Origin of the sequence: Alteromonas sp. H39 (genome assembly GCF_047556435.1) — a bacterium.
Taxonomy (GTDB): domain Bacteria; phylum Pseudomonadota; class Gammaproteobacteria; order Enterobacterales; family Alteromonadaceae; genus Alteromonas.
On sequence record NZ_CP180210.1, the window covers coordinates 1979306 to 1994956 of the forward strand.

11 protein-coding genes are annotated in these 15651 nt (G+C 48.7%); 5 read left to right on the top strand and 6 right to left on the bottom strand.

Translation table 11 applies throughout. The annotated features are described in order from the left end of the window. Positions 1–6: 6 nt before the first annotated feature. The 5 genes from ACLBLI_RS08740 to ACLBLI_RS08760 all read right to left on the bottom strand — a co-directional run bounded on the left by ACLBLI_RS08740 (position 7) and on the right by ACLBLI_RS08760 (position 9051). On the bottom strand, positions 7–3072 hold the full coding sequence (locus tag ACLBLI_RS08740) for an efflux RND transporter permease subunit (RefSeq protein ID WP_414830696.1): 3066 nt from the start codon (positions 3070–3072) through the stop codon (positions 7–9). Then, positions 3065–6355 carry an efflux RND transporter permease subunit gene (locus ACLBLI_RS08745; RefSeq protein ID WP_414830697.1) on the bottom strand — a complete coding sequence of 1097 codons (3291 nt, stop codon included), beginning with the start codon at positions 6353–6355 and terminating at the stop codon, positions 3065–3067. Before ACLBLI_RS08745 ends, ACLBLI_RS08740 begins: the two co-directional genes overlap by 8 nt. Positions 6356–6389: 34 nt before the next feature. Continuing rightward, the gene (locus ACLBLI_RS08750) at positions 6390–7475 is read right to left on the bottom strand and encodes an efflux RND transporter periplasmic adaptor subunit (protein WP_414830698.1); all 1086 of its coding nucleotides are present in this window, start codon (positions 7473–7475) and stop codon (positions 6390–6392) included. Positions 7476–7777: 302 nt separating this feature from the next. After that, entirely contained in the window at positions 7778–8176 is a 399-nt protein-coding gene (locus ACLBLI_RS08755) for an OsmC family protein (protein WP_414830699.1), read from the bottom strand. Positions 8177–8187: 11 nt separating this feature from the next. Continuing rightward, positions 8188–9051 carry a S1 RNA-binding domain-containing protein gene (locus ACLBLI_RS08760; protein ID WP_414830700.1) on the bottom strand — a complete coding sequence of 288 codons (864 nt, stop codon included), beginning with the start codon at positions 9049–9051 and terminating at the stop codon, positions 8188–8190. Positions 9052–9116: 65 nt separating this feature from the next. Here ACLBLI_RS08760 and ACLBLI_RS08765 point away from each other — a divergent pair, with 65 nt between their 5' ends. Genes ACLBLI_RS08765 through ACLBLI_RS08780 form a run of 4 tightly spaced genes read left to right on the top strand, consistent with a single transcriptional unit; the run spans position 9117 to position 12382 of the window. Continuing rightward, a complete protein-coding gene (locus tag ACLBLI_RS08765) occupies positions 9117–9890 on the top strand; it encodes a 5-oxoprolinase subunit PxpA (RefSeq protein ID WP_414830701.1) in 774 nt (257 codons plus the stop codon). After that, positions 9887–10579: a 5-oxoprolinase subunit B family protein gene (locus ACLBLI_RS08770; RefSeq protein WP_414830702.1), complete on the top strand. Its 693-nt coding sequence runs from the start codon at positions 9887–9889 to the stop codon at positions 10577–10579. Before ACLBLI_RS08765 ends, ACLBLI_RS08770 begins: the two co-directional genes overlap by 4 nt. Beyond that, complete coding sequence (locus ACLBLI_RS08775) at positions 10569–11510, top strand: biotin-dependent carboxyltransferase family protein (RefSeq protein ID WP_414830703.1); 942 nt, start codon at positions 10569–10571, stop codon at positions 11508–11510. The genes ACLBLI_RS08770 and ACLBLI_RS08775 overlap by 11 nt, the downstream gene beginning before the upstream one ends. A gap of 5 nt (positions 11511–11515) precedes the next feature. Further along, the gene (locus ACLBLI_RS08780; protein WP_414830704.1) at positions 11516–12382 is read left to right on the top strand and encodes an aminotransferase class IV; all 867 of its coding nucleotides are present in this window, start codon (positions 11516–11518) and stop codon (positions 12380–12382) included. Between the two features lie 212 nt (positions 12383–12594). On the opposite strand, the gene fur is transcribed toward ACLBLI_RS08780, so the two are convergent. Beyond that, positions 12595–13020: a ferric iron uptake transcriptional regulator gene (gene fur / locus ACLBLI_RS08785; protein WP_218309624.1), complete on the bottom strand. Its 426-nt coding sequence runs from the start codon at positions 13018–13020 to the stop codon at positions 12595–12597. A 440-nt stretch (positions 13021–13460) separates the two neighbouring features. Between fur and ACLBLI_RS08790 the strand changes: the two genes are divergently transcribed. Next, positions 13461–15467 (top strand): methyl-accepting chemotaxis protein, encoded by a 2007-nt coding sequence (locus ACLBLI_RS08790; protein WP_414830705.1) that lies wholly within the window; start codon positions 13461–13463, stop codon positions 15465–15467. Positions 15468–15651: the final 184 nt, after the last annotated feature.

A 15651-nucleotide genomic window follows, 5' to 3' on the forward strand; every position in this document is an offset into this window, starting at 1 on the left:
CTCGGATCATATCCTTACCCAGCGGGATACCCGAGCACGACTTTCAGCCATAAGACGTTGGGTATGGAAGCGGAGCTTCAGCAGCAGCACGTAAGCCAGCGGCACCAGGAAAAGACTGGTGAGCGTTGAGAATATCAGTCCTCCGATAATGGCGATGGCCATGGGGGAATAGGGAGGGCCATCGCCACCTATTCTCGTGCTGCCAAATGCCAGAGGTAACAGACCAAGTACGGTAGTTGCTACGGTCATCAAAATCGGTCGGATCCGTGACTGACATCCATCCGCAACCGCATCAAACAGACTCTCCCCCTGTTCAATTAACTGATTGATTCTGTCTACCAGAACAATGCCATTGTTCACCACAATCCCCATCAGTATAAGCATGCCAATCATGCCCATGACTGACATTGACGTGCCGGTCAGCATGAACGCCCAAAACACGCCTGTGAAAGAGAAAAGTAGTGAGGTTATGACTGCCGTCGGTAGCAGCAGCGACTCGAATAATGCTGCCATCACGACGTAAATCATGCAGATAGCCAATAACATATTCATTTGCATCACCGCATTAGCCTCATCCTGGCGACGGAAGCTGCCATCCAGCGTCCAGCTGTAGCCACTGGGCAAGGCGATGTAGCTCATTGCCGATTCGATGCGCTCGCGGGCTTGTTCGACGGTAAGATCATCCGCCAGGTTGGCACCAATGGATAATGCGGTTTGACGATAATGTCGGTCAATCTGTGAAAGCTGCTGGGCAACGGTGATATCTGACACCATATCCAGCGTGATGCTTTGGCCCTGAAGATGAGTGATGTTGATATTTTTAAGGGCATAAAGTGAAGATTGCACATCTTGCCCGTACATCAGTCTGACTCCCACTTCTCCGGCATCACCGTAACGAAAGGTACGTAAGTTATTGCCACGCAGCGCAGTGGCGACCAGCGCCGCTACATCGCTGACATTCAGGCCCAGGCGATGGGCTTTTTCCCGATCGATGCGTATTTGAAGTTCATCGCGTTTTGAGCCGGTATCCGCTTTTACATCCTCGAGCCCTTCGACATTCGACAGCACAGGAACAATCTGCTCAGACAGTTGCAACAGCCGGTCAGAAGACTCACCCAATAGCGTCAGCCGCACGCCGCCTCCATTTCCCGACTCCCATTGGAAAGAGGGGCGGGCTCTGACGAACGTCGGCATGGCCTCGCGGATTTTCTCTTTAATTTCGCTGACACTTACCGGTAAGTCGTCATTAAGGGTAATACCGGAAACGGCGTGGCCTGCCTGAAAATAGGTATACACCTGCTTGATATGAAATGCTTCCTGATTGTCATACAGAAACGCTTCCATTTTGTTTACGGTGCCTTCAACTTCTTCGAGCGAGTAATTTTGCACAATATGATAGTTGAGCCAGATCCGCTCCTGATTATCATTGCCTTCCTCATCACCCGTAACCACCCCCATCGGTATGGCGGTGCTTAGCAGAATCAGAACAGCAATTGCCGCGGTTTTACCCTGGTTACGCATGGTCCAGTGCAAAATGCGACCATAACGTGCAATATACCCAGGCTGTTTTGCCGATTTTTGTTGCGGTACTTTGATACGTGCAGCCAACAAGGGAATGAGCGTTTGTGCAATGAGCAGTGATGCAAACAGCGAGATACAGATAGCAATAGCCACGTGTTCCAGAAAAACGGTTAAATCAATCTTTACGCCAACAATATTGGGAAGAAAGACAATGGCCGTGGTGGCGGTACCGGCGATCACTGCCAGACTGACTTTTCCCACGCCGCGCTGCGTGGCCCGAATCGCGTTGTCATCTGCACTGCGTTCCTGGAAGATGCTTTCGGTGATAACAACCGCGTTATCCACCAGCATCCCAATTGCCAGCATCAGCCCCATGAGCGACAAAATATTCAGCGAATATCCCATCAAATACATCAACCCTAAGGTGATGCAAATAGAAACGGGGACTGACAATACGACAATTAAGGTGGTAGAGAGCTGACGCAAAAACAGGAACAACACAACAACGGATAAGACAGCACCCAGTAAGCCGGCTGAAATCAGGTCACCTAATGACGAGGTCACGCTTTTGGCGATATCGTCCATTACAAAGAGATTGATACCGTTAAACGCCGGGTCGCTTTTTGCCTTCTCTACAACGGCCATTACGCGTTCTGAGACATCAACCAGGTTACTTCCTGATTCACGAAAGATATTAAAGCCAACCGCAAACGTGCGGTCCAAATGTCTGCCTTCATTGCGTTTGGGAATTTCATACGCAACATCTGCAATGTCAGACAGGCGAACGCCGTCTCTTATCCACAGGTTGCGGATATCATCCATATCGGTAAATTCACCCATTGGATTCACCAGAACTTTCTGGTCCATCGCGTAGATATGTCCGGCGGTCATTGAGAAATTGGCTTGCTGAAGCGTTGTGCCAAGACGGTCAGTATCAATACGCAGCGCGGCTATCTTTTCAGGTTTCAGACGAATGCTGATTTGCTTTTTTAATACACCGTAAAGTTCAACTTTCGATACTCCAGGTACACGCTCAAGAGGACGCTTCAGGTTTCTGTCTAACAAATCATAGGCACTGGATAAGTCGCGGTCACTGGATACCCGTAGCTGGAAAATGGGCATATCATTCGTATTGAACTTGTATACCATCACGCGTTCCACATCATCAGGCAGCAAGTGTCGGATGGCGTCAATTTTTTCACGCGCTTCGATACTTTTCGCCTTCACGTTTTCATCCCAGGCAAATTCAACGAAGATTTCTGCTTTATCCTCGAAAGAGCTGGCACGTAAACGCTTAATGCCAGACATTGTCGCGATAGCTTCTTCGACGGGGCGGGTAATCATTCTCTCCACTTCCGAGGGCGTGGCGTCACGGTAGGGAATTTCAACCACCATTTGCGGAATATCGATACCAGGAAATTTTTCCAGCGGGAGCAGGCGCCCCGCAACAATGCCAAACAGCAGCATAGAGAGAAATACCATACAGACGGTGACCGGACGATTCATGGCGAACCGGGCAAGCCCGGCGCCGGCGTTTGCGAACTTATCCATAGACTTTCTCCTTGTCAGTCACCTCGACAGCGTCGAACTTTTTGGTGTCGAACAGGCTGTATAGTACCGGCAGCAGGATAAGTGTCAGAAGGGTCGAAAACAGCAGCCCAAAAATGACAGTAACGGCCATTGGGGTTCTGACTTCCGCTCCTTCGCCAAATCCAATCGCCATAGGCAATAAGCCCAGAATGGTCGTAAGGGTAGTCATAATAATGGGACGCAGACGCGTTTTACCCGCAGCAATAATGGCTTCCTGTTTTTCCATACCCTGCGCACGCAGCTGGTTAATGCGGTCAACCAGCACGATAGCATTATTAACCACAATCCCCGCCAGCATAATCAGTCCGATAAAGACCACGACACTTAAATGGGTGCCGGTTAGCCACAAACCATAAATCGAACCTGCACCGGCCAGCGGAACCGCAAACAGAATCAACAGAGGATGAAGGAGCGATTCAAACTGAGACGCCATCACCAGGTAAACCATAAATACGGCCAGAGCAAGCGCCAGTTGCAACGACTGAAAGCTTTGCTGCATGTCTTCACTTTGACCTGCAATTTCTGCACGCAGGCTAAGTGGTATGCTGGTATCGTCAATGATGCGTTTTGCCGCGGCAACACCTTGTGCGAGGTCGCCATAGGTCAGGTTGGCTTCGATCAGCGCCACGCGTTGCTGACCGACCCGCGTAATTTCACTCGGACCAACACTCATATAGACATCGGCAACCGCGGCAAGCGGAATCGGACGCTCACTACCCGGGTTGACAATGATTTCTTTAATATCGTTGATGTTGTCGCGCTGAGCATCTTGTGTTCGCACCAGCACATCCACTTTGCGATCTTCCATGCTGTATTGTGTCGCCACTTTACCGCCAATTTTCGCGGCGATAAGCTCTGATACTGTTGGCGCCTCCAGTCCAAGGCGGGCAAGTTTGGCATGGTTAAACGCGATTTTTAGTTCCGGGTTACCGGTACGCAGTGTGCTGGTGACATCCGCGAATCTGTCTTCGGCCTGCAGTGACTCTGTCAGGCGCTGACTGGTAGCCATAAGCTGGGTTAAATCATAACCCTGAATTTCTATCTGAATTGGCGCGTCGAAGCTGAACAACTCTGGTTCGCCAAACTGGCTTTGTACACCAGCCTGTCGGGATAAGTAATTACGAAGCGCTTCGCGAACCTGCTGTAACGCTACGTCATCTGATGCGGGCTGCATCACTACGTTCAGTCTGCCCCAGTGATCGCCACCCTGACTGGGCGCGGCGCTGACAAGTGAACCGGTGCCTGCCAGAGAGTAGGTGCGTGCTACACCATCCTGTTGTTGAGCGACGTCGGCGAGCTGCGAAAGTAAACGATCCGTTTGGTCAATTCTGGCGCCGGCGGGCAGCGATACCTCAACAGAAAATTCTCCCTGTGACATACTGGGGATGAGCTCCATACCAAGCCGAGGCAGCAGCACAACAGAGAGACCGGTCACTACCAGGGCAATAGTAAGCACCGCGACACGGGCAGCCAGCGCCAGGCTAAGCAACTTGTCGTAAGCTTTCTCAATGCCACTGAACATGACAGCGAAACACCACGCCAGTGGTTTAAACAACCAGTGCAGTGCTTTAGAAATAATATGCCAGGTGCCGATGACTAACGTCATAAGCGCAGCCGGAAGATACACAAAGGCAACGCGTAAAATCAGGCGAACAGGGAAGGTGAGCCAGTAAAATATTTTGCCATACCAGGTTGCAGGCTTTGCTTTTTCTTCTGAGTGAAAGACATCGGTGTGCGCCTGTTGCACGTTTTTCTGGCGGCTAGCCAGTGTTGGTATCAGTGTCAGTGCGACAATCAGTGATGCTGCAAGCGCAAAAGACACCGTAAGCGCCTGATCACGGAAGAGTTGACCGGCGATGCCGTCAACGAAAACCAGCGGAACAAATACTGCCATTGTGGTGAGCGTCGAAGCCAGAATCGCGCCAGACACTTCTTTGGTTCCCAGGGCAGCCGCGGTTTTGCGATCGTATTTATCAAGCTGACGCTTGCGGTGACGATCGATGTTTTCCAGTACCACAATACTGTTATCTACCAACAGTCCTACTGCTAACGCAATACCACCCAGACTCATAATATTCAGGCTGATATCGTTGCCATACATCAGATTAAAGGTGGCAATCACAGAAACAGGAATAGAAACAGAAATAATAAGGGTAGGCCAGAAGTCACGCAGAAACAGATACAGCACCAGCATTGCTAACATACCGCCGATCAGCGCAGCAGATTTTACGTCGTCTATTGCTTGTTCAATAAATGTGCTTTGATCATAAACCAGAGTAAGCTGATAGTTGTCAGGCATCTCTTTACGAATGCTATCCAGAGCTTGCTTAACGCGGGCGGCGACATCGACAGCGTTGGCATCACCTTCTTTATATATCGCTATCTCAGCTCCCTCAATACCGTCAAAGCGGGTAATGGCTTCACGTTCTTTGTAGGTGTTGGTGACAGTGGCGACGTCTTTAAGCTGTATATTGCGACCTTCAAATCGTCCGACATAAACATTACGGATCTGATCGAGGTTATCAAACTGATTCAGGGTTCTTACCAAGAAGGCCTGAGAGCCATCTTCGACGCGACCTCCGGCAGTATTGACGTTCTCACGTTCGAGCCGTTCAATGATGGAAGACAGCGTGATATTCAGTTGACTGGCGCGCTGCTGGTCAATAAGCACCTGGATTTCATTTTCCAGTCCGCCGCCAATTTTTACCGAGGCAACCCCTTCAATTGATTCCAGGTTTCGCTTAATTTGTTCTTCAGCATACAGACGCAGACGCTTCATCTGGTCTATTGATGCCTGCTGAGTGGCCGAATCAGCGAATCCGACCCCCATCTTTATAATCGGATCCAGGCTCGGGTTAAATCGCAACAGCCGAGGCTTTTCAATATCCAGGGGTAACTGCAGTACATCCAGCTTCTCTCTTACCTCCAGGCTGGCGAAGTCCATGTCCGTACCCCAGGCAAACTCCAGAACCACATCAGACTGGCCGGCACGGGATGTAGAGGTCACTGTGCGCACACCCTTGACCACGCCAATCGCTTCTTCAATCGGCTTTGATACCAGTTGCTCGACTTCAGCAGGAGCCGCGCCGGTGTAGTCAGTGCGGATAGTCAGTGTGGGATAAGACAGTTCAGGTAACAGGTTTACAGAAAGTCGTCCCAGTGACACCATTCCGAACAGCAGTACGGCAAAGGTGAACATAGCAACGGCTACCGGCCGCTTTACGGCGATATCGACAAGTTTCATAGTAAATATCCTTATGAGCAGGTAAAAAACAGGCTTACGCCTGGCTGTTCACCACTTCCACTGGAGAGGCATCTTTCAGGTTCTGGTGCCCTGTTACCACAACGTTTTCGTTACCCTTGAGTCCTTCGATAACTTCAACCATATCGCCCTGCTCAAATCCTGTACTGATATCGATTTTCTTGGCAACACCATTTTCAACGACAAACACACTGACGCTATTATCAATGCTGACCAGCGCTTTGCGAGGCAGCAAGGTAGCGTTATTATGAGTTGCGTAATGTAGTGACACTTCGCTGAACATACCGGCTTTAAGAACTTCATCCTGATTTGGAACACGTAATGTGACTTTGAACGTGCCGGTTTCAGAATCAATGACCGGACTAATTCGCTCTACAAATCCTGTGACTACCTGATCATTCAGTGCGGAAACCGTGAGTGCTGCTTTCTGATCCTTCCGGATTTGTGGTAGCTCACTTTCAGGCAGATAAACAATTCCCTGCAATTCGCGTTGCTGAACAATATGGAACATACGTTCACGCTGGAAAGATTCTGTCAGGTTACCTACTTTTGCATTGCGCTCGGCGATATAGCCACTGATAGGTGCCAGGATGGTAGTTTCTTGTAAATCCAGTTCAGCCAGTTTTACTGATGCGGTAGCAGACTCATATTGTGCCGTGAGTTTCTGGAATGCATCTTCACTGACAAGCTTTTTACTGTACACGGCATTGATTTTTGCAAGCTCCTGCTCAATGCCTCGAAGGTCTGCTCTTGCTTTGGCCAGATTAAGCTCATAACGTTTCTTATCAAGCTGCGCCAGTACCTGACCTTTCTCAACGTAATCGCCTTCTTCCACCAGGATCTCTTCAATAATCCCGGAAGCGCGGGCAACGACGAAGGCTTCTTCTTTTGCTTCCAGGATCGCAGTGGCGTTATACGTGGAAGCGATAGAGCCGCTCGAGACTGATTGCGTTTCTACCGGGATGGTTATAACCACTTCTTCTTTTGGTTTTTCTGAGGTGTCCGTAGCCTCTGCATTACCACAGCCGGTTAGTGCTACCGACAGTCCAAGCATGCTTCCAACGAGTAATGAGTGGCGAAATGTTTTTTTAGTTATATCCATGGTAAGTACCTGCACGAAATTAAATAGTATTGTGTGCAAGACAGCATCGACTGTGCCATTTTATTAATCTTGGATTTTATCTATATAAAACAATGGCATACGTAAACTCTTAACCCTTGTGTCAGTACCGTTCAACGTACTTATTAGTGGTTTTAACTATAAGGTGGTGGTTATGACCATTGTCAGATGTGTTCGTCATTGCGCGAAGATGAGAAATGGTAGCAATAACATAGTCAGGGGGGCTGGGGGCAGGCAGAGCAGGAGAGCGCAGAACCGCCCTCCGAAATGGTCAAACTGACGACTTACTGCTCAATGATTTCAAAGCTGGTAGAGATATCGACTTTACCTTGCAGCATCAGCATGACAGAACAGTATTTTTCTGCCGATAAGTCTACTGCGCGGCTAACGGCTTTTTCTGTCAGACCGTCTCCGCTCACTATGTAGTGGGCATGCAGTTTCGTGAAAACACGAGGTGGCTCCTCGGCGCGGGTAGCGTCTAGTTCACAGCGGCATTCTGCAAGAGCAAAACGGCCTTTTTTCAAAATCTCTACCACATCCACACTGGAGCAGGCACCGGCGGCAACCAATACCGATTCCATCGGAGAAATGGCGTTGCCATCCCCGTCCATAACGGTGCTGTAACCACTGTCAGTATTGCCAGTAAAACTTAAGCCGCCATCCCAGTTAACCGTTGCTTTCATTGTATGTCCTTTTATTTCTGTTTAGTACGAGACGGAGCCAGCCGGATCGCGTCTTTTTCAATCAGTATCTGACGCTGTTTAAATAATGCTCCTAACGCCTTCTTATATGCATTTTTGCTGACACTAAAATGTTTATAAATCGCGTCTGGTTGACTTTTATCCGTTAGCGTCGAGAGGCCACCGTGAGCAATGAGATCTTCAATAATTGCCTGCTGAAGAGCGTCCCGGCCAGCCTGATCCTGGCGTTGCATGGTGATATCAATTTTGCCATCTTCGCGAACCTGCTTTACCACTGCTGGCACAGATTCCCCGATTTTTAACGCAACCAGAGCATCGCTGTGGAAAATTAATCCCAGATATTGCTCGTTTACCAGTACTTTGTAGCCAAGTTCTGTTTTTGCATAGACCAACGCGGTCACATTGTCTCCGGGCTTGGCGTATGCGGACTGTTCGGGATAAAACAGGTGTAAACGTGTAGAGCCGATGAGCCTGCCTGTCGCATTATCGACAAAGGCATGCACTACGTAATTCATACCTTCGCTTACGGGCGTGTTCTGTTGATTAGCTGGCACCAGCAGGTCATTTTCCAGGCCCCAGTCAAAAAAGGCGCCGAAATGTGTAGCGCCAACGGCACGCAGTACACGGGTGTCGTCACGCTGAATCTTCGGCGTGTCAGGCGTAGCGATCATCTGACCGCTGTTGTCCGTAAAGACAAATACAGAGAGTTCCTGACCTTCGGTTAATCCTTCAGGCGCATTGTCCCGGGAAAGGGTGGCCTGATCGCTTTCTTCAGCGTCTCGGTGTGGTGCAAGCTGAAACCCGAAAGGGAATTCGGCAATAACTGTAAGACGGTTTATTTTACCAACGTGTAACATGAGGAATGATTTTTAGGAAAGAACGGGTAACATGATAACGAAATGGAGAACAGAGCTAAACCATTATGATGTTAAATTGTGATTTAGGTGAAAGTTTCGGGGCATGGACCATGCCAGTGGATGAAGAAATCATGGTGTATATCGATCAGGCGAATATTGCCTGCGGTTTTCACGCTGGCGATCCGGTGACGATGAAAAATGCTATCGCGCTGGCTATAAGCCATGATGTCACCATTGGAGCACATCCTTCCTATCCTGATTTGCAAGGCTTTGGCCGTCGTAGTATGGCGATGAAACCGGATGAGCTTTCTGCGTGTCTGCAATACCAGATAGCGGCTATTGATGGCCTTGCAAAAATGCAGAATTCAAAGGTCAGTTACGTCAAGCCACATGGCGCACTTTACAATGATTTGATGAAAGATGTGGCGCTGCGCCGAACTGTCATGACAGCCGTGTATGAGGCCGGTAAAGGAGAGCTGGCATTGATGATTCAGGCGCATCCTGAACATGCCGCGTTGCGGGCACAAGCTGAAGATATTGGTATACCGCTGCTTTTCGAAGCGTTCTCAGACCGGCGCTATACTGATGACGGCTATTTGGTATCGCGTACTAAGCCCAATGCCGTACTAAGTGATTCTGATGCACTGGCGCAGGCTGAAACCCTGATGGACGAGGGAGTCATTATTTCTGAGTCAGGTAAGCGCCTTGCATTGCAGGTCGATACACTGTGTGTTCACGGAGACTCACCTGGTGCCATTGCTATCGCCGAAAATATTCGTCTGGCGTTGACGCGTAGAAAACTGGGTGAAAAGCACCATTACGGTAGCAACAACGAATGATACCGTTTAATACCATCTCTGCTATTGAACCGGCCGGTATGAATGCCATCATTTTGTACTTTCATGATCTGCCTCTGCTGGAGGCCAATAAGTCCTGTCAGCGCTGGACGGCGGCACTGGATGCGGTTTCACCAGAGTGGCTGGCCGCGCTACTGCCTTCGTATGATTCTCTGGTGATAAGTTTCCATCCGGAGTTAATTGACAGTCATGGGGTGTATCGTTTCATACATGATTTAAAAACCTCTGAGCATGGCGCTAATCCGCAGGGTAGGGAGCACACGATACCGGTTTGGTATGGCGCGAAAGGTGCTGATGATTTGCACTTGGTCGGTGAACACACCGGTCTTTCATCCGAAGAAGTGATTTCTCTTCACAGTGGGAAGACATATCGGGTGTTCGCAGTAGGCTTTGCTCCGGGCTTCGCGTACCTTGGTGAGCTTGACGATAAACTGGCCTGCCCACGACTTTCATCACCCCGTCAACACGTGCCCCAGGGGGCCGTGGCCATTGCTGACAGACAAACCGCTATCTACCCGGCAGAATCACCCGGCGGCTGGCACCTGCTTGGATTGACACCAGTGCCAATGTTCAATGCAAAAGAAGCCCGTTCGTTACTTAATGTAGGGGACCTCGTGACCTATGTTCCAATTAGTGAGCAGGAGTTTAAGGAGGCACAGCATGGACGGTAATGGTCTGCTTATACGAGAGCCCGGCCTGATGTGTGCGATTGTTGATGCCGGACGAGGCATACATCAGCAACGTGGTTTTTCTGAATCCGGCCCCATGGATGACGATGCCTACTTTTGGGGAAACTGGTTATGTGGTAATCCTGAGGGGACGCCAGCCATCGAATGGGTAGGCCCGGCTGAGTTTGTGGCAACCTCTGATTTACATGCAGCTGTCACAGGACCTGGTGCTAAGGTAAGTGTTAATGGGCAAACTCACGGTCTGTGGGTAACGCTAACACTGAAAGAAGGGGATCGGCTTCGTGTCGAGCCAGACAAAATCGGTACCCGGCATTACCTTGGTATCAGCGGTAACTGGGATGTTCCTCATATTGCGCACAGCGCGTGTACCGTCGCCAGAGAAAAACTCGGCGGTATCCATGAAGATGGGAGTTACTGTTCTGCAGAGGATCACATTAGAGTATCCACCCATACGCCAGTGGCTGCGGCCAGAGAAGTGCCGTTATGGGTACGCCCCGACTATTCATGTGATACCCCGATTTCCGTGGTCTCAGGCTACCAGAGCGCTTGGTTTAGTAACGTGGCGAAGCAACTGTTTTTCACCTCTTGCTATAAAATAACCAATAAAATCGACAGAATGGGCTACCGTTTATCGGGAACGCCGGTAAAATGCGCGCGTTCTGAAATGCATTCTGAAGGCATCACGCTTGGCGCGGTACAATGTCCGCCTGACGGACAGCCTATCATTATGATGCGTGACCGTCAGACATTGGGAGGCTATCCTAAGCTAGGTTGTGTATCACCCACTGATCTTAATCGGATAGCCCAGTCGGTACCCGGTGAGCAATTGGCATTTCAACCGCAGGATGCAGATAATGCGCGCGCATCTTATCTTTTGCGACAATCTCGGCGACGAGCGATTACAGGTAACTAAGCAATATGACCACGGCGTTTTTAAATGGTGAGTTTCTACCACTCACAGAAGCCAGGATCTCTCCAATGGACAGGGGGTTTTTATTCGGTGACGGTATCTACGAAGTCATTCCCTGCCACCAGGGTAAGCCGATAGGGTTTGAGGCGCATATGTTGCGAATGAAGGAAGGACTTACCGCCTTAGATATCCACTCGGGTATGGCACCCTCAGACTGGCTGGAAGTCGTATCTGCGCTACTTGAAAAGAACACATCTTTCATTCCCAGCGGCTACATCGGCTTGTATCTGCATGTAAGTCGTGGTGCTGACACCAGACGGTTTCATGCTTATCCTAAAGATATCAGCCCAACGTTGTTTGCGTTTGCGTTTGAGCTGGCACCGCCTCCTATTCCTGACATTAACAACGTACGGCCGCTGAAGGTTTCGCTGGCTGAAGATAAACGCTGGCAGCGATGCAATATCAAATCAACGTCATTGTTGGGTAATGTGATGCATTATCAACATAGCTACCAAACTGGGTTGGATGAAACCATTCTTTATAATGCCAGGGGCGAGATCACAGAAGCGAGCTCCTGTAACGTTTTCGCCGTGATTGATGGCAAAGTGGTTACTCCGCCTTTAGATCATCAATTATTACCGGGGATAACCCGACACATCGCGCTGAAAGCGTTGTTGGAGGCAGGGATTGAATGCCATGAACGCATCCTTACGCTGGAAGAATTGAAGCGAGCTGATGAAGTATGGTTGACCAGTGCCAGCAAAGAAATCTCGCCTGTGGTGGAGGTAGAGGGCCAGAAAGTAGCGGATGGCCGGCCTGGGAAACATTGGCTGCAAGCACTTCAGGCGTTTAATAATATTAAGTTTTCAGCCTGAATACGCGCCGCCTGTATGTGGCCTGTTGGCAGCCGCAAGTAGGGGTATAAGCGCCTATTAGTGAACGATTTATTGGGCGCTAATTTTAAAAGGCGGAAGGTTACCTCACGCATTCACGGGTAGTTTAATTTAGTTGAAGGTCGTCACTTGTAACAATGAGCAAAAAAAAGCCTGCAAATGCAGGCTTTTTTGTATCTGTGCGAGAAAAAGCCTTAATCGGCCTGGTCGCAATTACCATCGGTACACTCACCGTATAGATAAAGGCTGTGGTGTGTCAGCTTCATCTTATTTTGTTTAGCCACTTCTTCCTGTCGTTGCTCAATCACATTGTCTTCAAACTCGATAACTTTACCGCACTTGAGACAGACCAGGTGATCGTGATGATCTTTATGACTAATTTCGAAAACAGACTTTCCGCCTTCGAAGTGATGTCGGTTAAGAATGCCGGCATCGTCGAACTGGTTCAAAACCCGGTATACCGTAGCCAGACCAATTTCTTCACCGTGTTCAATCAGGATTTTATACACGTCCTCAGCACTGATGTGCTGGTTTTCTGGCTCCTGAAGTATTTGGAGAATTTTCAGACGCGGTAACGTGACTTTTAAGCCTGCTTTTTTTAACTCTTTATTCTGGTCCATGGCCTACCATTTCTGTTAAGGCGTTTCGGTGATAGACGTATTATAGGTAACTCTGATTTATTTGGAAGTAAAAGCGGCCTGACGATCACCAGTTGATGGAAAATTGAACGGATCTGAGCATTTACGCGACAGGCTGGAATTATCGGCTATGGTGTAAAGATACCTTGGCCTGATGTCGATATGATAAGGATGTAAACGCATAATCACAGTGAACGCGTAATTTGTCATATAAAAGAGAACCTAAAATGTCAAATTCTGCGCAAACTTGGTTAGCAACGTGTGGGGAAGTGCGCTCATATTGAACGATATTACGCATTTTAATACAAATTAATTCATAAACCCTTTTAATTCGATGAAATATTAGATTAACATCTTGTTAAACAAAAAAGGGAATACGCCGCAGCGTTGTCTGGTGTATAAATCTCAAAGCGAGACCATGAATGCAGTTAACCGTTGTTAGTAAAATTACCCTGGGCTTTGCGCTTTTCGGGTGTCTTCTTCTTCTCACGAGTATCCTGTCTTATTTTGGCCTTAATGATATCCGCCATTCTGCTGTGGATGTAGTTGAAAACAAAATGCCTGTCCAGGCTAAAATGGTCGAAGTCAAAACAGACATACTGTCTCTATCGACAATTACGGCGAATGGATTTCATGAAAGTTCCATTACTGATTTAAATAAAAACAGGGAGCGATTTGACGCCCTCGCAATGTCTTTTCTCAGCAATCTGGATGCCTTAGAAGATGCCTCCGGCGGAAGCAACAGCGCTGATGTTGCAATTGACGCCAGTACGCGTTACGTCAGTGAAAGTGAGAAAATGTATGCCGCATTACAGCGTAAACTGGTGTTGATTGGAGACATCGCTGAGCAACTCGAAAAAGTGCTGTTATCTGCTGACGAAGCAAGTGCGTTAATGCTTGATCTTTCTTACCTTGACCCTGACGAGCCTGGCATCCAAACCCTGATTGGTGCCGGAACCAATATAGATAACAAACTCCTCACCATGAATACGGCAATAGGCGAACTTGCCGCCACCGACGATCCGGTTATTACCAATAATGTAGTCGAAGATTTGAAGTACCAGTTGAGCAACCTTGAGGTCGATAAAAACTACATCAATCGCCTTGCTGAGGGCGTCGACGATGGCGGTACCGTAGCAATGTTCAATGAGCAATATGATAGCCTGATTACACAGCTGACCGGGCAGGGTGGCCTGATTTCGCTTCAGCAGGAAAAACTTACTCAAATCGCCGCCAGTCAGTCCTATCGCTTAGCCGCCAATAATGCATTGGATGAAGCTCTGGCGGAAATAAACCGGTTATTTGAAAATGTGAGCGGATCTACCCTCAACGGGCAAAACGAAATATTAAGTACGGTGCAGGATAACCTGGTTAAGAATATTGTGGTTTCTGTCATTGGCCTGATCGCCGCAATATTTTTGGCCACTATCTCTACACGAAGCATTGCCAGGCCGCTGGCTCGCATTAACCGCGGATTGACTCAACTCAGTAAAGGTGATTTGACCCGCAAGCTTGAACAGTCCGGCAACGATGAATTCTCTGCGTTGGCTGTGAAAGTTAACAGCCTCACAGATAGCTTGCGTGAATTGGTAGGCAACATTCTCGAGCAAGAGAAAAAACTCGTTTCAGTGACCAAAGAAAGTGTATCTATGGGCGAGAAAAGTCTGCTTGATGTTGATGCGCAACGCGAACAGGTCAAAGTGACGTCGTCAAATACGCAGGTTGTCAGAGATACCAGTCGCAGTAATCTTGATCAGATCAACGTTGCTATGAACGAACTGAATACGGTGACGGCGCAAAGCCAGGCCATCGCTGAGCTGGTGGAGGAGAATCGGCAGCAGGTGAATAATCAGGCCAGACAGGCGGAGGCGTCGGCACAAGTGATCCATCGCCTGGATGAAAACAGTCGCAATATAGGCAGTATTCTTGATGTGATAAAGACGATTGCTGAGCAAACCAACCTACTGGCACTGAATGCGGCTATCGAAGCCGCCAGAGCGGGCGAGCAGGGCAGAGGCTTCGCAGTTGTGGCAGATGAGGTGCGGACCCTGGCAAACAGAACCCATGATTCCACTGAAGAAATTGAGTCGATGATAGGCTCATTACAAAAAGACGCGGCGCAGGCCGTAAAAGCCATTAATCTGGGACGTGAACAGGCAAACAAAGGCGTGGAGATTACTGAGCAGGTAAGTCATCAGGTAGAAAATATCCGTACCATTATTGTGAAACTCAGTCAGATTAATCAACACATAGTGACAGATACCCGGCAGCAGGACGATTTGCTAGCGGATGTTGCCAGCAGCCTTACAACCATCGTTGAACTGGCTGATTCCAGTGCGCAAAGCACGCGGCAGGCAAATGAGTCAACTATGCAGTTAGACGAGCAAATGGAACAATTAAAAAGAGCCGTAGAACGGTTTCAGTTGTGAAATTGAAAAAGGCTCAATGGTAGACGATGCTTTTTTAAAGATAACAAAGAACTGTATGTTTCCATATGTGCGTGGCAGGGTAACGCGACATAGCGTAATAAATCGCTCTGACTGCGCCTGCGTGAGCGAAGTAGATGCTCATGTCAAACTCGGAGATGCGTATCATCAGCAACAAAAAAGGGTT